A 22,601-nucleotide genomic window follows, 5' to 3' on the forward strand; every position below is an offset into this window, starting at 1 on the left:
GGCACTTCCCCTGTTCTCTCTTGCTGCGGAGCCTGTGCATGGCCCTTGAATTCAGCTGGCAACTGCCGCTGTGCACCCCGACACCCACGCCGGGCCAGTGGATCCAGTTGGCCCAGGCAGTGGAATACGCCGGACTCGATGGCCTCTGGATCCCCGGCGGTGCGCCTTGTGCCGACAGCCTCGGAGTGGCTGCCGCACTGTGTGCCCACACCCGCCACCTGCACCTGAATGTCAGCGTACCGCCAGAGGTGGTGCTGCCCGCCGCACTGGCCAGCACCCTGCAAAGCCTGCAATCGATCAGTGCCAACCGCGTCCGCCTGCACCTGCCCGACGGCGACCGTGACAGCCTGCGCCAGGCGTTCGGCGAATGGCTCAACCGCGACCAGCGCAACGAGCGTATCGGCGAGTACCTGGAGATCCTCCAGCGCCTGCTTCGGGGCGGGGACAGTGGCTTCAACTTCAGCGGCCGCTACTTCCAACTGGAAAACGCCGGCTTCGCCCGCCGCTCCCTGCCCGCCCCGCCCCTGATCCTCGACGACAGCCATGACGCCCGCCTGATCGCCAGCCATGCCGACCTGTGCCTGCTACGGTCGGCGCCACCGGCCTGGCTGGAACAGGAAATCCACCGCCTGCTGGGGCAAACGGGCTTCGTTTGCAGTTTCGGCCTGATTCTCGGCGACACCGAGGAACTGGCCTGGGAAGTTGCCGCACAGCGCTTCCCGGCCCCTGCCGAGCCCCCGGCCAGCGCAGCGGTGCGGCGCCTGGCCCGTGACCGCCAGTTGGAGGTGCATCCCAACCTGTTGCAACCCGGCCCCGGCCAGCCACTGTACCTTGTGGGCAACGCCCAGCAGATCGCCACGCGCCTCGGCGAGCTGCACGGCCTGGGCATCGAACATATCGTCATCCAGGACCAGCCGGCGGTGGCCGAAGTCCTGCGTTTCGGCGAACGGATATTGCCCCTGCTCCGGGAGCAGGGCCTGCGCAAGGAGCGCCAGCGTCATGAGCGGTGAACGTCGCAACCCCCTGGAACTGAACTGGTTCCTGCCCACCAATGGCGACGGCCATCACCTGACCAGCAGCGGCCTGCCCAAGGTCGGCCTGTTCCAGCAAGGCGAGCGCGAGCCGAACCTCGACTACCTGCGGCAGATCGTGCGGGCCGCCGAACTGTCGGGTTTCGACGGCATCATGGTGCCCACCGCCAGCGGCTTCGAGGACCCTTGGCTGATCACCGCGGTGCTGGCCCAGGAAGTCCGGCGCCTGCGTTTTCTCCTCACCTTGCGTCCCGGCCTCGAACTGCCGGCCTGGAGCGCCCATCGCGCGGCGACCTTGCAACTGCTCAGCGACAACCGCCTGGACCTCCACGTGGTCAGCGGCTCCAGCCGTTTCGAACAGCGCTCGCTAGGGGACTACCTGGAGCATGACGAACGCTACGCGCGCACCGGGGAATTTCTCCAGGCCTTCCAGGCGGTCTGGTCGGGGCGGCGCCAGCCTCATCATGGGCGCTACTACCGCTGCGCAGGGGAAACGCCGATCGACCCGCGGGCGCAGATGCCGGCGATCTACTTCGGCGGGGCCTCCAGCGCCGCCGAGCAGGTCGGTGCGGCCCATGCCCAGACCTGCCTGATGTGGTGCGAACCACCGGTGATGATCGCCGAGCGGATCCAGCGCATGCGCGAACTGGCGGCGGTTCACGGGCGGACCTTGCGCTTCGGTTTGCGCGTGCATGTGTTCGCCGCCGCCACCGATGATGCGGCCTGGAGCCATGTACAGCGGTTGCTGGACGAAATTCCCAAGGACGCCATCGAACGTGCGCAATCGCAACTGGCCAGTTATGAGTCGGTGGGGCAATCGCGGCAGAGCGGGCTGGTCAAGGGGCGTGGGCGTCAGGCGCGGGAGCTGGAGGTATCGGCCAATCTCTGGGCCGGGGTCGGCCTGGTGCGCGGTGGTGCCGGGACGGCACTGGTGGGGAGCTATCAGCAGGTAGTGGAGCGGATCGAGGAGTATTACCAGTTGGGGATCGACTGCTTCATTCTTTCCGGGTTTCCCCATCTGGAGGAAGCGATTCATCTGGGTGCGGAGTTGTTGCCGCAATTGCGCCGGCTGGCAAGCATCGACCCGGGGCAGTCCCAGGATACATATCGTTCCTGAGGGCCTCATCGCTGGCAAGCTGCTCCCACAAGGACCGCGTGCACCGCGGACCCTGTGGGAGCTGGCTTGCCAGCGATAGGGGACTCAAGCCATCAGGCGATGGCCTTGTCCACCAGTTCCTGCGCCTCGCCCACCAGACGCTGCAGATGCGCATCGTCGATAAAGCTCTCGGCGTAGATCTTGTAGATGTCCTCGGTGCCCGACGGCCGTGCGGCGAACCAGCCGTTGGCGGTCATGACCTTCAGGCCACCGATGGCCTGGTCGTTACCCGGGGCATGGCTGAGGATCTGCTGGATCGGCTCGCCGGCCAGTTCGGTGGATTTCACCTGCTCCGGCGCCAGCTTGCTCAGCAGCGCCTTCTGCTGCGGATTGGCCTTGGCCTCGACGCGGGTGGCGAACGGCTCGCCCAGTTCGGCGGTCAGCGCGGCATAGGCCTGGGCCGGGTTGCGACCGGTGCGGGCGGTCATTTCGGCCGCCAGCAGGGCCGGGATCAGGCCGTCCTTGTCGGTGGCCCAGACGCTGCCATCCAGGCGCAGGAAGGACGCGCCGGCGCTCTCCTCGCCACCAAAGCCGAGGGAACCGTCGAACAGGCCGTCGGCGAAGAACTTGAAGCCTACCGGTACTTCATACAGGCGACGGCCCAGACGCGCGGTGACGCGGTCGATCAGGCCGCTGCTGACCACGGTCTTGCCCACTGCCGCGTCGGCACGCCACTGCGGACGGTTCTGGAACAGGTAGTCGATGGCCACCGCCAGGTAGTTGTTCGGTGCCAGCAGTCCGGACGGGGTGACGATGCCGTGGCGGTCATGGTCCGGGTCACAGGCGAAGGCCACGTCGAAGCGCTCGCGCAGGCCGATCAGGCCTTGCATGGCATAGGGCGACGATGGGTCCATGCGGATCTGCCCGTCCCAGTCCACGGACATGAAGCGGAAGGTCGGATCGACCTCGCGGTTGACCACTTCCAGGTTCAGCTTGTAGTGCTCGGCAATCGCCGACCAGTAGCGCACCCCGGCGCCGCCCAGCGGGTCCACGCCAAGGCGCAGGTTGGCGCCACGGATGGCGTCGAAGTCGATGACGTTGACCAGGTCGGCGACATAGGTGCCGACGTAGTCGTGCCGATGGGTGGTGGAAGCCTTCAGCGCCTGCTCGTACGGCATGCGCTTGACGCCCTTGAGGCCCTCGGCCAGCAGTTCGTTGGCCTTGGCCTCGATCCACTTGGTCACGTGGCTGTCGGCCGGGCCGCCATTGGGCGGGTTGTACTTGAAGCCACCGCTTTGCGGTGGGTTGTGCGAAGGCGTGATGACGATGCCGTCGGCCAGGCCCGAGGTGCGGCCACGGTTGTAGCAGAGAATGGCGTGGGACACCGCCGGGGTCGGGGTGTATTCGTCGTCCTTCGACAGCATCACCTCGACGCCGTTGGCCGCCAGCACTTCCAGAGCGCTGGCCAGCGCCGGGGTCGACAGGGCGTGGGTGTCGGCGCCGATGAACAGCGGCCCGTCGATGCCCTGGGCCCGGCGGTACAGGCAGATGGCCTGACTAATGGCAAGGACATGATGTTCGTTGAAACTCAGGTCCAGGGAACTGCCGCGATGGCCGGAGGTACCGAAGGCGACACGCTGGGTGGCCACGGCGGCGTCGGGCTGGCCGGTGTAGTAGGCGGTCAGCAGGCGCGGAATATCGACCAGGATGGAGGCCGGGGCCGGTTTGCCCGCCAGAGGACTGAGCTTCATGCAAAACCTCAAGAATGGAAATCAGGGTGGTGAAAAAACGGGAGTTTACTGGCACTTCGACTGTCTGGCGATGGCGAAGATTCCCACGCCCCGGCTAATTGTCCTGCGGTGCCCACCAGGTCGGGAACATGCGGCGTATACGCGCTTCGGCGAAGCGGTCGTCGATCAGCATGACCATGCCGCGGTCCTCGGTGCCGCGGATCACCCGGCCCGCTGCCTGGATCACCTTGCGCACCCCCGGGTAGAGGTAGGTGTAGTCGAACCCGGAACTGAACAGTGCGCCCATGCGCTGCTTGAGCTGTTCGTTGACCGGGTTGACCTGGGGCAGGCCCAGGGTGGCGATGAAGGCGCCGATCAGGCGCGTACCGGGCAGGTCCACGCCTTCGGCGAAGGCGCCGCCCAGCACGGCAAAACCGACGCCCTGCCCGTTTTCGACGAAGCGCTCGAGAAAGCCCTGGCGTTGCGCTTCGTCCATCCCCGAAGACTGTGCCCATTGCACGATGCCCGGGTGACGCTCGGCCAGCAGGCCGGACACCTGTTGCAGATAATCGAAGCTGCTGAAGAACGCCAGGTAATTGCCCGGCTGCTCGCGGTATTGCCCGGCGATCAATTCGACGATGGGCGCCAGCGAGGCCTGGCGGTGCTGGTAGCGGGTGGACACCTGGCTGACGATGCGCACCTGCAACTGCTCGGCCGCGAACGGTGACTGCACCTCCAGCCAGGCGGTGTCGGCGGGCATGCCCAGCAGGTCGGCGTAGAAATGCCGGGGGTTGAGGGTCGCGGAGAACAGCGTGACGCTGCGGGCCGCCTCCATCCGCGGGCCGACCAGCGGGGCCGGGACCACGTTGCGCAGGCACAGGGTCGCCAGGCGCTTGCGCCCTGCCCCGCGCACGCTGATATCGAACAGGAAATGCTGGTCGAACACCTCGCTCAGGCGCACGACCTGCAAGGCCTGGAAAAAGAACTGCAACAGCGCCGGGTCCACCGCCTGTGGGGTGCGGTTCATCAGTTCCTGGACCAGCCCGACCACGCGCAACAGCGCCTTGATAAAGGCAGCCGGCAATTGCTCGCCGGCCTGGTAGGGGGCGATTTGATCCTTGTACAGGCGGTTCCACTCGCGGTTCAGCCCCTGCAAGGCGCTGCCCAGGCCCGCCGGTGGATCCCGGCGCAGGGCCTGCAGGTGAAACTGGTCGAGGCTGGCGCTATACATCTGCCGGGCCCGCTCCACCAGGTTGTGCGCCTCGTCCACAGCGACGGCCACACGCCATTGATCGGTCTGCGCCAGGCCGTAGAGCAAGGCATTCTGGTCGAAGTAGTAGTTGTAGTCGGCCACCAGCACATCGACCCAGCGCGCCAGTTCCTGGGCCAGGTAATAGGGGCAGACCTGATGGGCCAGGGCCAGTTCGCGGACCTGCGCCTTGTCCAGCAGCGGCACCTGCATCGCTGCGGCCCGGGCCGCCGGCAAGCGATCATAGAAGCCCCTGGCCAGCGGGCAGGCCTCGCCATGGCAGGCGGTGCCGGGATATTCGCAGGCCTTGTCCCGTGCCACCAGTTCCAGGCTGCGCAGGGCCAGTTCCGGGCTAGTCGCCATGACCTGGCGCAGGGCATCGAGCGCCAGGCCGCGCCCCGGGGTCTTGGCGGTGAGGAAGAAAATCTTGTCCAGTGGCTGCCTGGCCATGGCCTTGAGCAGCGGAAACAGGGTGCCGAGGGTCTTGCCGATGCCGGTGGTGGCCTGGGCCATCAGGCAGCGGCCGGTGCTGACCGCCTTGTACACGGTTTCCGCCAGTTCGCGCTGGCCCTTGCGAAAGGACGGCCAGGGAAAACCCAGGGCGCCCAGGCCGGCATCGCGCAGCAGCAGGCGCTGCGATTGCGCCTCGGCCCATTGCATGAAGCGGCCGCACTGCTCGTCGAAGAACGCGCGCAGTTCGGAGGCGTTGGCACTGGTCTCGAAACGGGTTTCCTGGTCGCTGTCCACGTCCAGGTAGACCAGCGCCAGGTTTATCGATTCCAGCCCACGCTGCCGGCACATCAGCCAGCCGTAGATCTTCGCCTGCGCCCAGTGCAGTTGCCGGTGGTTGTCCGGCTGGCTGGCGAGGTCGCCGCGATGGGTCTTGATCTCTTCCAGGCAGTTGCGCGCCGGGATGTAGCCGTCGGCACGTCCGCGTACCTCCAGTTCGCCGAAAACGCCCTCCAGCGCCACTTCCGCCTCGTAGCCCTCGCCCCGCCTCGAGACCACCCGCCGGTGCCCGGCAATGCCCTCCTGGGCCGTGGGCGACGGGGTAAAACGCAGGTCGAGATCACCGACCTTGGCCGTGAATTCGCAAAGCGTGCGCACCGCGACCTTGAAGGTCATGCTGCGGCCCATTGCACATGGCAGACATCCACGGGCAGGCCGTGAAGGGTGCAGAACTCGATCCAGCGCAACTGGTTGTCCTGCAGGCGGTCGCCAGGGCCTTTGACTTCGATCATCCGGTAGCGTTTTTGCGCAGGCCAGAACTGGATCAGGTCGGGCATGCCGGCGCGGTTGGCCTGGATGTCTTCCAGCAGGCGCAGGAAGCATTGCTTCAGGTGCTCCGGCGGCAGGCAGTCGATCGCCAGGTCGAGCAATTGCGGGCTTAGCAGTTCCCAATGGACGAAGGGCGATTGCAGGCCGTACTTGGCGGCGTAGGTGTCACGCAGGGCCTGGCGGTAGCGGCCGTCGTCCAGTTGCGCCAGGCAGTCGGCGAACAACCCGGCGCGGCGCTGGTGGAAGCCGGTGTCGTGGAGGTCCTGCGGGCCGCTCTGGAACGGGTGGAAGAAGGCCCCCGGCAGCGGCGCGAAGATGGCCGGCCAGCACAACAGGCCGAACAGGCTGTTAAACAGGGTGTTTTCGACGTAATGCACCGGGGCGTCGGCTGTTTCGAAATGCACCAGCACCGCCTGTTCGACGCCGAGGGCGGACCACTCGGCCGGCAGGATCAGGTCGAGGCGGCTGATGGCCTGGGCCCTGCGCCGGGACTGCGGCGGGCCACCGAGCTTGCGTTTCAGGCGCGGCAGGATGCGCCCCAGGGCCTGGGCTTCGGCGGCGTTGCCGGGACGCTCGGCAGCCCGGGTCGCCAGGTCGAAGGCCGATTGGTACTCGCCGCGGTTTTCCAGCACGCGGATATGCCGCTCGCGGGCCTGGGGATGGGCGCACCCGGAATAGATCGAAAGCGCCCGCTCCAGATGGCCGGCGCGCTCGCACAGGTAGGCGAGCTGGTAATGCAGCTTGGCCCGACGCCGTTGCAGCCAGGGGTTTTCGGTGTTCATGCCGTCGAGGCGGGCGAGCAGCGCATCGACGTCCACCTCGCCTTCCAGTTGCTCGGCGCAGGCATGCAGGGCCAGGCACAGCTCGATATCGTCACGGCCGCGCAAGGCCCGGCAGTCGGAACTGAAGGGAACCTGCTCGTAGCGCAGCACGCCGAGGTCGGCGAGAACGAACTCCGACCAGTCCTGGTATAGGTTGCCGAAGAACAGCAAGCGCAGGCGGTCGCATACCGCCTGCTGGCGCAGGGCATAGACCGGATCGGGAGCTTCGGGCCACCACTCACGCAGGGGCCGGGGCTCGGCGAAGCCTTCGCGCAGTTGCTCGAACAGCTCGTGCTTGGCAGCGTTCGGGCGGCTCAGATGGGCAGCGAAACAACGGGCGATCTCGTCCTTGAGCAGGAGCTGGAACAGCTCCTCCAGGGCCAGCGGGGCCTCGCTATCGACCCAGCCCAGCTCCAGCAACGGCGCCATGGCCTGCGCCGTGGAGCCGATCTCCCCATAACTCAGGCGCCGTTCGCGAAACAGCAGGCCCTTGCGCATCACCATACGTACCAGCAGCGCCTGGCTGGCCTTGGGCAACAGGCGAAACCCGTCGATGAAGCCACGCTCCTCGGCATCCAGCACATCGGCATAGCGCAGGTGCAGCCAGTCCAGCACCTGGCGGAAGTTGTGCAGGTAGTAGAAGGGGTCGTTGCGGGAATCGGCGATCACGGGCGAGCAGTACCTGGGAAATCAGGCACTGGTTATACATACAGATAGTAGCTGCTGACAATCACCGTGGATCGGATCGAGGCCAACCCGCAGCCACTCGGTGCCCTTTCAGCTACCACAGGGTTAGCGGCGCACACAGGACCTGTGGGAGCTGGCTTGCCAGCGATGAGGCCAGCAGGCGCAATGAAAAACGCCACATCCATTACAGCTTCGTTAACAAAGCTTAAACAAATAGCTGCCATTTTCCTTCAGCCAGCCCTCCAAGGATCCGTCCCACACCATGCCCGTCCTCGTCACCGGCGCCGCCGGCTTCATCGGTTTCCATCTGGCCCGGCGCTTGTGCGAGGCAGGCCTGGAGGTGGTCGGCATCGACAACCTCAATGCGTACTACAGCGTCGAGCTCAAGCACGCCCGCCTGCAGCAGCTGGCGCAATGGCCGAACTTCCGTTTCCGGCGGGTGGAGATCGCCAACCAGGCCGAGCTGCTGGCGTTATTCGCCACTTTCGACTTCAGCGAGGTCTTTCATCTGGCAGCCCAGGCCGGCGTGCGCTACTCGCTGGACAATCCTGGGATCTACGCCCAGGCCAACCTGGTGGGCTTTCTCAACCTCCTCGAAGCCTGCCGCCAGCACCCGCCGCGTCATCTGGTCTACGCCAGTAGCAGCTCGGTGTACGGTGCCAACGCCAAGCTACCGTTCGCAGTCGAGGACCCGGTGGAGCAACCGGTGTCCCTGTATGCCGCGAGCAAACGCGCCAACGAGCTGATGGCCCACAGCTATGCCCATCTGTACGGCCTGCCCATGACCGGCCTGCGCTTCTTCACCGTCTACGGCCCCTGGGGACGCCCGGACATGGCGCTGTTCAAGTTCACCGAGGCGATGCTCGCCGGCCGCCCCATCGATCTCTATAACCACGGCCTGATGGGCCGCGACTTCACCTATATCGACGATATCGTCGAAAGCCTGCTGCGCCTGCGCCTCAGGCCGCCATTGGCCACCAGCGGCAGCCCGCCCTGCCAGTTGTTCAATATCGGCCGTGGCGAGCCGGTGCGCCTGCTGGCGTTCGTCGACTGCCTGGAGAAAGCCCTGGGCCTCCAGGCGCGGCGCAATTACCTGCCGCTGCAGCCCGGCGACGTACTGGAAACCTGGGCCGACGTATCGTCCCTGGCGCGCTGGATCGATTTCTCACCCGGCATATCCCTCGAACACGGTGTCGGCCGGTTCGTGGGTTGGTACCGCGATTTCTACCGCGTCCAGCCTTCCCTTCAAGCCTTCAGGTAACCCCGATGATCGACGTTTCGGTATTGATTCCGGCGAAAAACGAAGCCGAAAACCTGCCGCCCTTGCTCGCCGAGATCCGCAGCGCCCTGGGTCACGAGCGCTATGAGGTGCTGGTGGTCGATGATGGCAGCGACGACCAGACCCTGGCGGTGCTGCAACGTCTCAAGGCCCAGGGCTTCGAGCAACTGCGCATTCTCCACCACGATCGTTCGCTCGGCCAGAGCACCTCGCTATGGCATGCCGCCCAGACCGCACGAGGCGCATGGCTGGCGACCCTGGACGGCGACGGCCAGAACGACCCGGCGGATATTCCCGGCATGCTCGAACTGGCCCGTAAAACGCCTGGCCTGCAACTGGTGGCCGGGCATCGGGTCAACCGTCGAGACACCGCGAGCAAGCGCTGGGCCTCGCGCTTGGCCAACGGCCTGCGTCGGCGCCTGCTCAAGGACGCCACCCCGGACACCGGTTGCGGCCTGAAGCTGATCGAGCGCGCCGCCTTCCTGCGCCTGCCCTACTTCGACCATATGCACCGCTACATCCCGGCGCTGGTCCTGCGCCATAACGGACGCATGCAGGTGCATCCGGTCAACCACCGGCACCGTCGGGCCGGCACCTCCAAATACGGCAATATCGACCGCGCCCTGGTCGGCATCCTCGACCTGGTGGGGGTCTGGTGGCTGATCCGCCGCACGCGCCTCGATGCCCAGGCGCAGGAGCTCGCAGAATGACCCGGGAAACCCTTTGGCTGATCGTCGGCTTCGCCGGCCAGACCGTGTTCACCGGCCGCTTCGTCCTGCAATGGCTGTACAGCGAGTTCAAGCGGCGCAGCGTGATTCCGGTGGGTTTCTGGTACCTGAGCATGCTTGGCAGCGCCCTGCTGCTGAGCTACGCCATTTACCGCGAAGACCCGGTGTTCATCATCGGCCAGTCCTTCGGTTTCCTGGTCTACCTGCGCAACCTGCAACTGATCGCGCGCGACAAGCCGCAGGAGCCCTAGCCGATGTCCAGGTTCGCAACCGCCAGGGGCGAAGGCCTGGCCCTGGTCATCCTTGCCGTGCTGCTGATTGGCGCCGGGATCGGCTGGCGCCAGCCGATGAACGTGGATGAAGAACGCTTCCTGGGCGTCGCCCTGGAAATGCTGCAGAACGGCGACTGGTTCATCCCTCATCGTGCCGGAGAGATCTATGGCGACAAGCCGCCCCTGTTCATGTGGACGGTGGCGCTGTTCACCGTGCTGACCGGGCTGCCCAAGGTCGCTCTGTACCTGCCGGGGCTGTTGTCGGCGGCGACTATCACCGCAGTGCTCTACGACCTTGGCCGGCGCCTGTGGAACCGCCGCGTCGGACGCATCGCCGCGCTGCTGTTCCTCGCCACCTACCAGAGCTACAGCATCCTGCGCACCGGGCAAATCGACAGTTTTCTCTGCCTGTGGGTGGCCCTGGGCTTTTACGGGCTGATCCGCCATCTGTTGCTGGGGCCGGCCTGGGGCTGGTTCCATGCGGGCTGCGTGGCGATGGGCCTGGGCATCATCAGCAAGGGCGTTGGCTTCCTTCCGGCGTTGATGCTGCTGCCCTATGCCTGGGCTGTGCATCGGCGCTGGTCCGGTGTGGCGCTCATGCCCGGCCAGGGCTGGCGCTGGGTACTGGGGCTGGTCTGCGTGCTGGGTGGCTGCGCGTTCTGGCTGCTGCCCTTGCTGGCATCGATCGCCCATGGCGGGGGTGCGGCGGAACTGGCCTACCTCAAGGAGATCCTTCTGCGCCAGACCGCTGCCCGCTACACCAATGCCTGGGACCATCGCGAACCGTTCTGGTACTTCTTCAGCAGCGTGATTCCCAAGTACTGGCTACCGCTGCTCCTGGTCCTGCCGTGGACGATACCGGCGTGGCGCCGACAACTGCGCAAGCACGACGGGCGCTTTCTGGTACTGCTTGGCTGGGTCGTGCTGGTGCTGCTGTTCTTCAGCCTGAGCAGTGGCAAGCGCAAGTTGTACATCTTCCCCGCCCTGCCCGGCCTGGTGCTGGCGATTGCGCCGTTGTTGCCGTGGGTGCTGGGGCGCTGGTTCCATGGGCGCGCGGCGTGGCGCAAGGTGTTCATCATGCTGGCGGTGGTGTGGTTCGCCCTGTGGTTCGTGCGCGGCGTGGTGGAACCCTTCAAGGAAGGGCGCAATCCCCATGAGACCCTTATGGCCGAAGCCGCCGAGGTTACCGGCGGCGCCGAGCTGGCGCTGGTGCAGTGGCGCGAGGGGCACTGGCTGTTCGCCCGGCAGCCGATCGTGCATTTCGGTTTTGCCCGCTCCACGACCGAGAACGCGCTGTTCTGGATGCGCCAGCATCCGGGTACCTTCGCCCTGCTGCCGGAGGCCGGGCTGCAGCGCTGCTTCGATGTCGGCAAGGCACGCAAGCTGGGCGATACCTCGCGGGCACGCTGGTATGTGGTGGGCGGCGATGCGGATAACCGCAAGTGCGAGGCGGCGGCGCCGGACCAGGTGTACCGGTTCGCCTGGAGCCATGGCTTGGGCCGAACGTCACGCTAACCCGCGTCGCGTGTTCTATCTTGCCGGACCCACCAGGGGCGACCTGCGATACAGCGCCCGCAATGTCTCCATCGGCAACCCGGTGGTTCCCGTAAGCCACTGCATCACCGGATCGGTGGCCGGCTGCCCTTGCAGGGCCTTGTGCAGGTACGGCAGCGCAACCAGCATGCCGGGGTGGCAGCGACGCAGGAAATCCTCCAGGCGCCGGCCTTGCTCGACGATCGGCGCAAACAGAAGGCATACCCATTGCGCCTCGCTGACACCCCAGGCCTGTGAGGCGAAGTCCCCGGCCAGACGGCGCACCTGCTGCAGGTCTTCAGCCTCTCGCCAGGGTCCGAGCAGATCCTCGCGCAGGACCGCTGGCACCCCCTGGTCCTGCATTCCCGCCTCGCTGCGCTGCAGGTACAGGTCCAGGCTGTCCTGGTAACTGCCGTCCTCGATGAACTCCCTGCGCAGCCCGGCAAGGTGCATGCGCAGCAAGGGATTGCCGACTTCGCAACGGGGGAAGCCGAAAGCCCATGGGTCATGCTCGAAGCGCAACAGTTCGGCGAGCAGGCGGCCATGGCCGCAGGCCGGGTCGTAGGTCAGGTCGTCGATGGCGATGAAGCGCGGCATGCGCTGACGCGTGTCGAACCCCTTGGCCTCGGCCGTACTGTCCTGGGGCCGGGGCATGCGGTACTCGTCGCGGATCCCCGCGACCACCTCGAACAACGCCCGGGGAAAGGCTTCGACCGGCCGCACCCGCGGCACCCCGACCGCACGCATCATGCGCAGGGCAGTGGCCATGAAGCGCTTGCGCTCGCGGCCCGGCGCGCCGCTGATCAGCACATCCACCCCACCGTTCCAGGCGGCGCCGAGACGATGCAGGTCGGCCAGGTCCAGGTAATGGCGGTGGCCCAAGGCCATGCGCCCATCACCACCGGTGAGGTGCCCGGCCATCAGCACCGCGTGCCGGTCGGCCTGCTGTTGGCTGCGACAGATCGGCTGGCGCGCATCGAAGGCACGAACCTGGCCATCCTCCAGCATCAGCAGTTCGATCCGTGGATCGTCATGCACCACCAGCGCGGCGAAGGCGCGTTCGATATTACTCAGCACCACCGTTGGCATATCACTGTGCCGCGCGGTGGCGATACGCAGGGTGAAGGTACCTGGCGAGCGCGCCGCCAGGGTCAGTTGCGCTGCGCGTAGAAAGGCCAGGCTCTGGGTGCTGTCCTGGCTGCCGGTGTGCACCAGCATCACCTTGAGCCCGCCGATGCACTCCAGGCCGCCGGCAATTACCAGCAAGCGCTGGATCAGCAGCTGCAAAGAGGCACGCTGCCCCTGGGTCATGCGTTCCAGCACCCGCTGCAACACTTGCTGATAGACATACTGCATGGCCTGGTCGTGAATCGCGCCCATATTCATTTCCCTGATAATTTTCGCAACCATTAAAAACTTGATGGCCAACCGAAAAAGTACATACGCGAAGTTCAACGTAAGTATTACCGGACGGCACAGCAACTCGATTGAAGGAAACTTCCTACGCTCCTACAAAATCAATGTGCAAGTTGTAGGGCGTCGCGATGCAACCTTCCTGCGGCCGATAGCGGGCAACGCTGCCAGGGCTGCGGCCCGACCGGCAAATTCAACGGGCATATCTCGCTCCTTGAGACAAAAGGCAGAACAACTTCTGGTAGCGAAGAAGTACGTGTCACGTTGTGTACGGTGATTTGCGCACAACCAAAGGTAATTCTACGGACACTGCCGTACTTGCATTCCGACAGGAACAACATAGCCCAAGCCATGTCCTTAGTCCCTATAAGACTGATAGGAAATTTCTGAAATTTAAGAAAGCGATATTCACAAAAAGCCCGAGCAGATGCTCGGGCACGACAGGGAGGGTGACAACAGCAGGTATCAGGCGTCCGGCAATTGCAACACGACACGTCCGCCGCAAGGGCATTCGTCCATGTGCCGGTGGGCTTCCACGACCTGCTCGAACGGATAGACCTGGATGATCTGCGGTAGCAACTGGCGGTCTGCGGTGAACTGGTTGATATCCCGCAGCGCGCGGTGCAGGGCGACCTGGTCCTGGGTGATGCCCAGCTCCGGCTTGCCGGTGAAGTTGCTGATGCAGTGGACGAAGAACTGGATGTTCTTCTGGAACGCGGCGCAGGCCGGGAATGGCGTCTGGTTGCCACCCTGCAGGCCGTACAGCACCAGGCTGCCGCGCGGCGCCAGGACATCGCCGAGCAGCGACATCTGCGGCCCGCCGAGACCGTCGAGGACCATATCGACACCGCGGTTGTCGGTGTACTTGTTGATCTGCATGAGCAGGTCCTGCTCCTCGGTGACGATCACCTTGTCGGCACCCAGCTTGAGCAGGGGCTCGCGCTCGTCGGCCTCGCGGGTGGCGGCGATCACCTTCAGGCCCAAGGCCTTGCCCAGTTGCACGAACGACGGCCCGGCGCAGTGGCTGGCGTCGGTGATCAGCGCGGTCTGCCCGGCCCTGGCGCGAGCCAGGTCGACATAGGCGAAGTACGCCATGAGCAACGGCGTGTAGTGCACACTGGCCTCGATCGGGCTGAGGATGTCCGGGTAGCGGGTCAGTGCCGTGCGCGGCAGCACGATGATCTCGCCGTAGACCGGATGCTCGTTGGGGCTGGTGGCCGGAAAACTGGCGACCTTGTCGCCCACGGCCAGGTCGTCGACGCCCTCGCCCACCGCCGTCACCACACCGGCCATTTCATGGCCGATACCGACCGGCAGGCGCGCCTGGGACGGTGCCAGGTTCTGCCGCCAGAGCACGTCGTACCAACTGACGCCAATCGCCTGGACGCGAATCTGCACCTCCCCGGCAGCCGGCGCAGGCACGGGCAGCTCCTCGATCTTGAGCACCTCGGCCTGACCGAACTTGTGGAAACGGATCATGCGGGACATCGCAAACCTCGCCTAGTGAACCTCTAATGCCCTGAACTCTATCGGGGCTTTCACGGTTAGACCATCAGTGGTCATTAATAGTCGACATGCTTGTCATCGATTGGGCTCATGCTACGGTGCTTGCCGTAGACTGGCACGCAGCCATAATCTGTGCCGCAGGGTAACAGCCTTTACCCGCAGGAAGCACCCCCGCCCTACCCGCCACTGAAGCGAAGCCGATGAACCGAAACGACCTGCGCCGCGTCGATCTCAATCTATTGATCGTCTTCGAGACCCTGATGCATGAACGCAGCGTCACCCGCGCGGCGGAGAAACTGTTTCTCGGACAACCGGCGATCAGTGCAGCGCTGTCGCGCCTGCGCACCCTGTTCGACGACCCGCTGTTCGTCAGGACCGGGCGCAGCATGGAGCCTTCGGCGCGGGCACAGGAAATCTTCGCCCTGCTCTCCCCGGCGCTGGACTCCATTTCAACCGCCGTCAGCCGCGCCGCCGATTTCGACCCGGCCACCAGCACCTCGGTGTTCCGCATCGGCCTGTCCGACGACGCCGAATTCGCCCTGCTGCCGTCGCTGCTCAAGCGCATACGCGCCGAAGCGCCGGGGGTGGTGCTGGTGGTACGGCGGGTCAACTACCTGCTTATGCCAGGGCTGCTCGCATCCGGGGAAATTTCGGTGGGGGTCAGCTACACCGACGACCTGCCGGCCAATGCCAAGCGCAAGGTACTGCGCCGCAGCAAGCCCAAGTTGCTGCGGGCCGATAGCGTACCGGGCTCGTTGAGCCTGGATGACTTCTGCAAACGGCCGCATGCCCTGGTGTCGTTCGCCGGAGACCTGAGCGGCTTCATCGACGAGGAACTGGCCAAGCTGGGGCGCCAGCGCCATGTGGTGCTGGCGGTACCGCAGTTCAACGGCCTCGGCAGTCTGCTGACCGGGACGGACATCGTCGCCACGGTGCCGGACTACACCGCCGACATCCTCACCGCCGCCGGCGGCCTGCGCGCCGAGGAATTGCCGCTGGAAACACGTACTTTCGAACTGCACATGGCCTGGCGGGGGGCGCAGGATAACGATCCGGGGGAGAAATGGCTGAGGTCGAGGATTCAGATGTTCTTTGGGGATCCTGACAGTCTTTAGTTCTCGTCGGGCAGGCTATTGGTGTCTCTGGAAGTGGTGTAACTCATCTTGCGGCGTTTTTGAGCGTCCTCCCCGCCTATGCTTGATCAGCAGAAAACCAAGATTGACCACGTAAGGACTATTCCTTACCATTCAATCAATACATCCGGGAGAACGCACATGCCTGCCATCCACGAAATCGCCACGTTGACCTCGAAAGGGCAGATCACGCTGCCCAAATCCGTTCGCCAGCTTCTGGGCATTGACACCGGTGGCAAGATCGCATTCGACGTACGCGGCGGTGAAATCGTGGTCAGCCGCGTAGAAACCACCCACGAAGACCCTGCCATCGGTGCGTTCCTGGGTTTGCTGGAGGCTGATATCCGAGGCGGTCGCAACCTCACCACTCTGCCGGAAGACTTGGCGCAAACCATGCTCGCCAACGCAAAGCACTCCGTAAACCTGGACGAAGATATCGATGGTGAGGTCGCGATCTGATGCTGCGACATGGCTGGACACTGTTGTTCCATGAAGGTGTGACTCTACAGCTACGCAAATTGCAAGAAGCCGCCGCCCGGGCCGAGCAGAACGACCCGCAAGGTTTTGAGAGCAACGCCAACGTCAAGCTGTTCCGGGCATTGAGCCATCTGATCATGGAGGCTGTGCCTGCCGATCCGGGCCGTGATGAGTTCCGCCAAGGCAATACGCTGGGCACCGCCTACCGACATTGGCGCCGTGCAAAAATCGGCAGGCGCTTTCGGCTGTTCTTTCGCTATGACTCAAGATCCAAAGTCATCGTCTATGCATGGGTCAACGACGAAAACACCCTACGGTCCGCAGGCAGCAAATCCGATCCCTACGCCGTATTCGAGAAGATGCTGGGCCGCGGCAACCCTCCTGATGACTGGGATGCGCTGACTGCTGCGACGCGTAGCGACTGGGACGAGCCCAAAGCATAAATTGCGCGAGTGGGTGAGGATTGCACCTTTGAACCGATTCCTCCTTGTTGCGTCCACTGCAATCCACTCGTAGCTGCTGTTGAAAGGGGTACATCTGCGGGCACAAATCCAATTGCCCATTCATAACCATTTGATTTATATGAATGTCCAAATGTTCTTCGGGGATCCTGACAGCTTGTGAGTGAACGTGCTGAATCCAGTAAATCCTGGAAAATCAACCAGACTTCCGGATTGCCTTGGATAGCGGTCATCACTGCGTCACCTCCGCTTTGACTTTGTCCAGGCCAGGCTGCCCATCCCATGTGGTCACCCCTGCCAACCAGCCATCGAGCACCTGAGGGTTCTGCTTCAACCAGGCCCTGGCAGCCGCCTCGGGCCCCATCTTGTCGTAGAGGATGGAACCCATGATGTGGTTCTCCATATCAAGGGTGAAGCTCAGGTTCTTAAGTAACTGTCCCACGTTCGGACACTCTTCGACGTAACCTTTGCGTGTGCTCGTATAGACCGTGGCATCGCCGAAATCAGGGCCAAAGTAGTCGTCGCCACCGGTGAGGAATTTCATCTTGAAACGAGTGTTCATCGGATGCGGCTCCCACCCAAGATACAGGATCGCCTGGTTCCGCCGCTGCGCGCGCTCAACCTGGGCCAGCATGCCCGACTCACTGGAAGCGACTACCGAGAAACCGGCGTCCTTAAGCCCGAATGCGTTATCGTCGATGGCCTTGAGTACCGCGTTGTTGCCGCCGTCGCCGGGCTCAAGGCCATAGATTTTGCCATCCAGCTCATTCTTGAATTTCGCAATGTCGGCAAAGTCCTTAAGCCCCTGATCCCACAAGGTCTGAGGAACCGCCAGAGTGTACTTGGCATGCTGCAGGTTGACCCGAACAATATCGATCGCACCGGCATCACGGTGCGGTTTCAGATCTGGTTCCATGGTTGGCAGCCAGGTACCCAGGAACACATCCATGCTCTTGCCGTCGGCCAGAGCCTTGAATGTCAGCGGTACGCCGACCAGGGTGGATTTTGTTTGATAGCCGAGACTTTTCAGTAGTGTGGTAGCGATGGCGGTAGTGGTCTGAATGTCAGTCCAGCCAGGATCGGACATCCGTACCAAACGGCACTGGGATGGCTCGGTTGCATAGGTATTCGCGGACAGTGTCAAGGCGGAGCAGAACATAACGCGCAATGCATTTTTCATAACGCAAATCCTCTCTATGGCAGCTATGGGAAGCGGCAGTTCGTTGTTATTCAGAGGTAACGCAGTCTTGTTGTCCCAGGGGTGCAGCAACAGCTACTCAGCGACGAATGCCAATCACACGACCGCAATAACCCGAACGCGGCAGTGATCGATGAGACTCGAAGATCGCGCTGATTTTCGTTTCTACAGCCGAGGCGAATTTCGCCGCGCGCCCAGCTTCGCTAGCGATGTTCATCAGCATCTGCTCACTGGCAGCCAAGAGTTCTCCGTCCTTGGGGCGATACAAATGATGAACAATGTGCAGCCGCTTGGCGTCATGGTCGATCACTTGGGTAAACACTTGCACTTCCTCCCCTAGTCGGGTTTCGCTCAAGTAGTTGATGTGGGCTTCCAGCGTGTACAGCGTATGCCCATGGATAGCTCGACCATCCGCGTCAAGACCGATGTGATCCATCAGCGCATCCGTCGCATGACTGAAGAGCAGGAAGTAGAAGGCATCACGCAAATGCCCGTTGTAATCGATCCAGTCTTCAACGATGGTTGCCTGGTGAATCAGCAGCAGGTTGTTCACGAGTAACTCCTTCCAGAAGTCATGGGCGCATTTCAGAGATCGAGAACGAGACTTTCTGAAAGCGACCGGGAAACGCAGATCATCATCACGTCGTTCTTCTTGCGTTCGGCTGCTGTCAGCACGCTGTCGCGATGGTCGGGGATACCATCCAGGACGCAAACTTCGCATGAGGCGCATGTCCCCTCCCGGCAAGAGCTCTCGACGCGAAGGCCGTTCGCCTCCAGTACCTGAAGAATGCTGTTGTCTGCGGGCACTTCGAACGACTTGCCGCTCCTGGCCAGCTGAACAGTGAAGGCTTTATCTGCACCCGAGCTTTTCGGCTGCTTCGGCGTAAACCATTCGAAATGCACCTGCTCATCGGGAAAGCCGCTCGCTGCCGCTTCCACAGCAAGCATCAGAGGGGTAGGCCCGCACGTGTAGAAGTGAACGTTGGACGGCTGCTGAATGATCGCGCCAGCGATATCGAACAATCCACCTGCCTCATCGTCAGCATGCAAGGTGACCCGATTGCCAAAAGCACGAAGCTCCTCAAGAAAGGCTGCACGCTGACGATTACGCACCAGATAGAAGAGGTGCCAAGGACGCCTGTTGGCTTCGCACCACTGGATCATCGACCACACCGGTGTGATGCCGATGCCGCCGGCAAAAAACACGAAACCTGGCGCGTCTTCCTCTAATGGGAAATGGTTGCGTGGTGAGCTGATCCTCAACGCGTCTCCCACGCGAAGCGATTGATGCACATGCCGGGAACCGCCACGACTGACGGGCGAAAGGCCAACCCCAACGCAATAGCGGTGGTTCTCTCGTGAGTCGTTACACAGGGAATACTGGCGCACGATATCGCCGGGCAAATGCAGTTCGATATGGGCGCCGGGTTTGAAGGACGGCAGCGCGTCACCCGAAGGAGCGCGCAGCTCGATGACCATCACGCCTTTGGCTTCGGCGATCAGGTCGGTTATCTGTAGGGTCAATACGTCATCAGGCATGGCAAACCTCACGCAACGGCAAACTGGCCCGGGACGGGATCCGTCCCGGGCCCAAACTCAACGGCGCCGCAGTGGCGCGGTTGCCTTCAACATGCGAGTGATCAGTTCATCCCGATTTGTCGCGAGAGAAGCCCAGCTGTTGGCCCCGGCTTCATGATTAACGCCCTCCACAAGCATGGTGGCCGTTTCTGCATCAAGACGCGGATCACCCAGGTCATCCCACCAGCCGTTGAAGCTGTCGGTGTATTTCTGGCAGAAGGAACTCAGGCCTTCCGATCCACCGCCCAGGTGGAACAGCATGGTTGGCCCCATTGCAGCCCAACGCAGACCTGGGCCCGCCCATACAGCCTTATCGACGTCTTCAACACTGGCGACACCGCTCTTGACCAGATGAATGGCCTCTCGCCACAGCGCGGCCTGCAGGCGGTTGGCGACATGCCCCTTCACCTCACGGTTGACCCGGATGGTCACCTTGCCGACCAGGCCGTAGAAGCGCTCAGCCTTCTCGACCACACCGGCAGCGGTCTTGTCGTTACCCATGACTTCCACCAGCGGAATGAGGTGCGGCGGGTTGAAGGGATGGCCGAGAATGAAGTGCGACGGATTCTTCCAACCCGCCTGCATCTCACCCAGGCGCAGGCCGGACGCGGACGAAGCGACGATGGCACCTGGCTTGAGGGATGCTTCCAGTCTGGCGAAGAGATCGTGCTTGATCGCAATACGCTCCGGCACGCTTTCTTGCACGAAGTCGGCATGCTCCACTGCACTCGCGACATCGCCATGGAAACTCAACTGGCCCGGCTCGGCATTGGCCAGGCCCAGTTCACGCAGTGTCGGCCAAGCATTGTCGATGTAGCTACGAACATCAGCTTCCATGGTTGGCGACGGATCATAGACGGCAACGTTACGCCCGGACGCCAGGAACAGTGCGGCCCAGCTAGCACCGATAACACCGGCGCCAATCACCGCGATATTTTGAAATTCACTCATCAGAAAAACCTCGGTTGCAAGGAAGAAGCACTGGTCAGGCCGCCATCAACGACAAAGCACTGTCCGGTAATGAAACGCGCCGCATCGGATGCCAACCACACCACCGTTTCGGCGATATCGTCAGGTTGTCCGAACCGGCCTGCTGGGTGACGAGCCAAAGCATCGGCTTTGGCCTTTTCCGGGTTTTCCGCCATAGCGAAGGCATCTTCGGCCATTGCGGTCATGATCCAGCCGGGACATACGGCGTTACAGCGAACGCCTGGCCCGTGATCCACCGCAATCGAGCGGGTCAGCCCATGCACGAACGCTTTGGATGCGTTGTAGATCGCCATGGACGGGTCAGCCGTTTGCCCTGAAATAGAGCCCAGGTTGATGATCGAACCGCCGCTCTGAACCATCCCTGGCAGAACCGCGCGGCAGAGGTTGAACGTCCCGCGAGCATTGATGCCCATCACTTCATCCCAATCGGCATCAGTGCTTTCCAGAACCGTTTTTTCGATCTGCACACCGGCGTTGTTGACCAGGATGCCCACTCGACCAAAGCGCTGCTCAGCACGCTCTACGATGTAGCGAGCGTCTTCAGGTCTGGACACGTCTGCCTGAACCCACTCGACCGATGCATCAAGGTGTCCTGGCCTTACCCCACGGCCACACGTCACGACCTGTCGTCCTTGCGCAACAAATTTTTCTACGATGGCGAAGCCGATGCCTCTACTACCACCCGTCACGATTACCGAGGATCCGTCCATGCTGGTCACCCGTGTGCAAGCATGACGTGACGGACACTGGTGTAGGCATCCAGCGCAAACACCGACATGTCGCAACCGTGACCCGAACCCTTCATGGCCGCCCAAGGCATTTCAGGTGTTGCCACACCATGGGTGTTGACCCACGTAAAGCCATAACGCAGGCGGCTACTGGCTTCCATTGCACGACCACTGTCACGCGTCCACAGGGACGAGGCCAGGCCATAACGGGTCGCGTTGGCGATCGCAACCGGGTCTTGATCCGGGGTGAACCGGGATACGGATATCACCGGCCCGAACATTTCCTGTGTTGCGATTTCAGCATGATGGTCGACATCAGCAACCACGGTCGGGCTGTAGAAGAAGCCACCGCCAGGTTCGACCGTTCCTCCTGTTACTACCTCAGCGTAAGCCCGAGCGCGGTCTACGAACCCAGCTACTCGTTGACGGTGCACTTCGGTCACGAGCGGCCCCATCTCTGTTCCGTGGGCCCTTGGTGCCCCCACTTTGATCGTCGTCGCAGCTTCGGCAAGGGCACTGACGACGCGCTCATAGATCTTGCTGGCTACCAACAGTCTGCAAGGCTGCGCGCAATCCTGACCCGCATTGAAAAACGCCGTCGCACGCAGGGTCGCGACCAGCTTATCGATGTCGGCATCCTCATAAACGATTACGGGTGCCTTGCCGCCGAGTTCGACATGAACCTGGCGCATCTGCCGGGCTGCCGCTCCCATGGCCGCACTACCGGTTGCCGGTGAGCCGGTGATGCTCACGGCCTCGATACCTTCGGCATTGATCAGCCTGGCGCCGGTCGAAGTACCAATCCCGTGCACAATATTGATGACCCCTTTGGGCACCACATCCGCCAGAAACTGCCCCAGGCGCAGAGTCGATAAAGGCGTTACCTCCGAGGGCTTCAGTACCACGCTGCAGCCTGCTGCCAACGGCGCCGCCAACTTCCAAGCCGCCATCATCAGCGGATAGTTCCACGGTGCAATGGCTGCAACTGGGCCGATCGGATCGCGACGAATCAGGCTTGTATGACCTGGTACGTATTCTCCGGCAGCTACACCAGCCATGGTGCGGGCGGCTCCTGCAAAGAAGCGAAAGGTATCGAGGGTCAACGGCATCTCATCGTCGAGTGCCGATGGCCATGGTTTGCCGACGTTCTGACTCTCCAATGAGGCCAGTTCCTCGGCATTCTGCTCGATCACCCCGGCAATATCCTGCAAGAGAGCAGCACGCTGCGCCGGGGTAGTTTTCGAATAGGACTCGAACGCTTCGTGAGCGCTACGCACAGCCCTATCCAACTGAGCATCATCCACCTGGCGAACACTGACGATCTCCTCGCCAGTAGCCGGATCGATGACAGCCAGGGGCGCAGCGGCGCCTTCAACGAGCTCGCCGTTGATCAACATTTTGGTATGCATGGCG

Annotated in this window: 20 protein-coding genes; 9 read left to right on the forward strand and 11 right to left on the reverse strand. The window is 63.1% G+C overall.

What is annotated here, in order from left to right:
* The first annotated feature begins 38 nt into the window (after nt 1–38).
* Complete coding sequence (locus tag N7650_RS21055) at nt 39–1,010, forward strand: LLM class flavin-dependent oxidoreductase (RefSeq protein ID WP_279899845.1); 972 nt, start codon at nt 39–41, stop codon at nt 1,008–1,010.
* Nucleotides 1,000–2,148 (forward strand): LLM class flavin-dependent oxidoreductase, encoded by a 1,149-nt coding sequence (locus tag N7650_RS21060; RefSeq protein WP_279899846.1) that lies wholly within the window; start codon nt 1,000–1,002, stop codon nt 2,146–2,148. The genes N7650_RS21055 and N7650_RS21060 overlap by 11 nt, the downstream gene beginning before the upstream one ends.
* Nucleotides 2,149–2,240: 92 nt before the next feature.
* Here N7650_RS21060 and pgm read toward each other — a convergent pair whose 3' ends face one another.
* The 3 genes from pgm to N7650_RS21075 form a co-directional block, all read right to left on the reverse strand.
* Nucleotides 2,241–3,878 (reverse strand): phosphoglucomutase (alpha-D-glucose-1,6-bisphosphate-dependent), encoded by a 1,638-nt coding sequence (gene pgm, locus N7650_RS21065; protein ID WP_009406952.1) that lies wholly within the window; start codon nt 3,876–3,878, stop codon nt 2,241–2,243.
* A 94-nt stretch (nt 3,879–3,972) separates the two neighbouring features.
* Nucleotides 3,973–6,231 carry an ATP-dependent DNA helicase gene (locus N7650_RS21070; RefSeq protein WP_279899848.1) on the reverse strand — a complete coding sequence of 753 codons (2,259 nt, stop codon included), beginning with the start codon at nt 6,229–6,231 and terminating at the stop codon, nt 3,973–3,975.
* Entirely contained in the window at nt 6,228–7,874 is a 1,647-nt protein-coding gene (locus N7650_RS21075; RefSeq protein WP_279899850.1) for a VRR-NUC domain-containing protein, read from the reverse strand. Before N7650_RS21075 ends, N7650_RS21070 begins: the two co-directional genes overlap by 4 nt.
* Nucleotides 7,875–8,154: 280 nt before the next feature.
* Here N7650_RS21075 and N7650_RS21080 point away from each other — a divergent pair, with 280 nt between their 5' ends.
* Genes N7650_RS21080 through N7650_RS21095 form a run of 4 tightly spaced genes read left to right on the forward strand, consistent with a single transcriptional unit; the run spans nt 8,155 to nt 11,686 of the window.
* Nucleotides 8,155–9,153, forward strand: a complete 999-nt coding sequence (locus N7650_RS21080; RefSeq protein ID WP_279899852.1) for an NAD-dependent epimerase/dehydratase family protein — start codon at nt 8,155–8,157, stop codon at nt 9,151–9,153.
* A gap of 5 nt (nt 9,154–9,158) precedes the next feature.
* A complete protein-coding gene (locus tag N7650_RS21085; RefSeq protein ID WP_279899854.1) occupies nt 9,159–9,881 on the forward strand; it encodes a glycosyltransferase family 2 protein in 723 nt (240 codons plus the stop codon).
* Nucleotides 9,878–10,150, forward strand: coding sequence for a lipid-A-disaccharide synthase N-terminal domain-containing protein (locus N7650_RS21090; protein ID WP_279899855.1), 273 nt, complete (start codon nt 9,878–9,880; stop codon nt 10,148–10,150). The genes N7650_RS21085 and N7650_RS21090 overlap by 4 nt, the downstream gene beginning before the upstream one ends.
* Before the next feature lie 3 nt (nt 10,151–10,153).
* Nucleotides 10,154–11,686: a glycosyltransferase family 39 protein gene (locus N7650_RS21095; protein ID WP_279899857.1), complete on the forward strand. Its 1,533-nt coding sequence runs from the start codon at nt 10,154–10,156 to the stop codon at nt 11,684–11,686.
* 15 nt (nt 11,687–11,701) lie between these two features.
* Here the strand turns inward: N7650_RS21095 and N7650_RS21100 are convergent, their stop codons facing one another.
* Nucleotides 11,702–13,084, reverse strand: a complete 1,383-nt coding sequence (locus N7650_RS21100) for a hypothetical protein (RefSeq protein WP_279899858.1) — start codon at nt 13,082–13,084, stop codon at nt 11,702–11,704.
* A gap of 498 nt (nt 13,085–13,582) precedes the next feature.
* Entirely contained in the window at nt 13,583–14,605 is a 1,023-nt protein-coding gene (locus tag N7650_RS21105; RefSeq protein WP_009406939.1) for a zinc-dependent alcohol dehydrogenase family protein, read from the reverse strand.
* Between the two features lie 218 nt (nt 14,606–14,823).
* Here N7650_RS21105 and N7650_RS21110 point away from each other — a divergent pair, with 218 nt between their 5' ends.
* The 3 genes from N7650_RS21110 to N7650_RS21120 all read left to right on the forward strand — a co-directional run bounded on the left by N7650_RS21110 (nt 14,824) and on the right by N7650_RS21120 (nt 16,676).
* Nucleotides 14,824–15,738 (forward strand): LysR family transcriptional regulator, encoded by a 915-nt coding sequence (locus N7650_RS21110; protein WP_009406938.1) that lies wholly within the window; start codon nt 14,824–14,826, stop codon nt 15,736–15,738.
* 159 nt (nt 15,739–15,897) lie between these two features.
* Complete coding sequence (locus N7650_RS21115; RefSeq protein ID WP_009406937.1) at nt 15,898–16,215, forward strand: type II toxin-antitoxin system PrlF family antitoxin; 318 nt, start codon at nt 15,898–15,900, stop codon at nt 16,213–16,215.
* Complete coding sequence (locus tag N7650_RS21120; protein ID WP_156859478.1) at nt 16,215–16,676, forward strand: type II toxin-antitoxin system YhaV family toxin; 462 nt, start codon at nt 16,215–16,217, stop codon at nt 16,674–16,676. Before N7650_RS21115 ends, N7650_RS21120 begins: the two co-directional genes overlap by 1 nt.
* Nucleotides 16,677–16,926: 250 nt before the next feature.
* Here the strand turns inward: N7650_RS21120 and choX are convergent, their stop codons facing one another.
* From choX to N7650_RS21150, 6 genes are all read right to left on the reverse strand, one after another.
* Nucleotides 16,927–17,874, reverse strand: a complete 948-nt coding sequence (choX, locus tag N7650_RS21125; protein WP_279899859.1) for a choline ABC transporter substrate-binding protein — start codon at nt 17,872–17,874, stop codon at nt 16,927–16,929.
* Nucleotides 17,875–17,971: 97 nt separating this feature from the next.
* Nucleotides 17,972–18,445, reverse strand: a complete 474-nt coding sequence (locus tag N7650_RS21130) for a thioesterase family protein (RefSeq protein ID WP_279899860.1) — start codon at nt 18,443–18,445, stop codon at nt 17,972–17,974.
* 32 nt (nt 18,446–18,477) lie between these two features.
* Complete coding sequence (locus N7650_RS21135; RefSeq protein WP_279899861.1) at nt 18,478–19,431, reverse strand: PDR/VanB family oxidoreductase; 954 nt, start codon at nt 19,429–19,431, stop codon at nt 18,478–18,480.
* Nucleotides 19,432–19,488: 57 nt separating this feature from the next.
* Nucleotides 19,489–20,421 (reverse strand): 3-hydroxyacyl-CoA dehydrogenase NAD-binding domain-containing protein, encoded by a 933-nt coding sequence (locus tag N7650_RS21140; RefSeq protein ID WP_009405329.1) that lies wholly within the window; start codon nt 20,419–20,421, stop codon nt 19,489–19,491.
* Nucleotides 20,421–21,170, reverse strand: a complete 750-nt coding sequence (locus tag N7650_RS21145; RefSeq protein WP_037061859.1) for an SDR family oxidoreductase — start codon at nt 21,168–21,170, stop codon at nt 20,421–20,423. Before N7650_RS21145 ends, N7650_RS21140 begins: the two co-directional genes overlap by 1 nt.
* A gap of 5 nt (nt 21,171–21,175) precedes the next feature.
* Nucleotides 21,176–22,597 carry an aminobutyraldehyde dehydrogenase gene (locus tag N7650_RS21150; RefSeq protein WP_279899864.1) on the reverse strand — a complete coding sequence of 474 codons (1,422 nt, stop codon included), beginning with the start codon at nt 22,595–22,597 and terminating at the stop codon, nt 21,176–21,178.
* Nucleotides 22,598–22,601: the final 4 nt, after the last annotated feature.

The sequence above is a fragment of the Pseudomonas sp. GD04058 genome (assembly GCF_029836855.1).
Lineage (GTDB): Bacteria > Pseudomonadota > Gammaproteobacteria > Pseudomonadales > Pseudomonadaceae > Aquipseudomonas > Aquipseudomonas bharatica.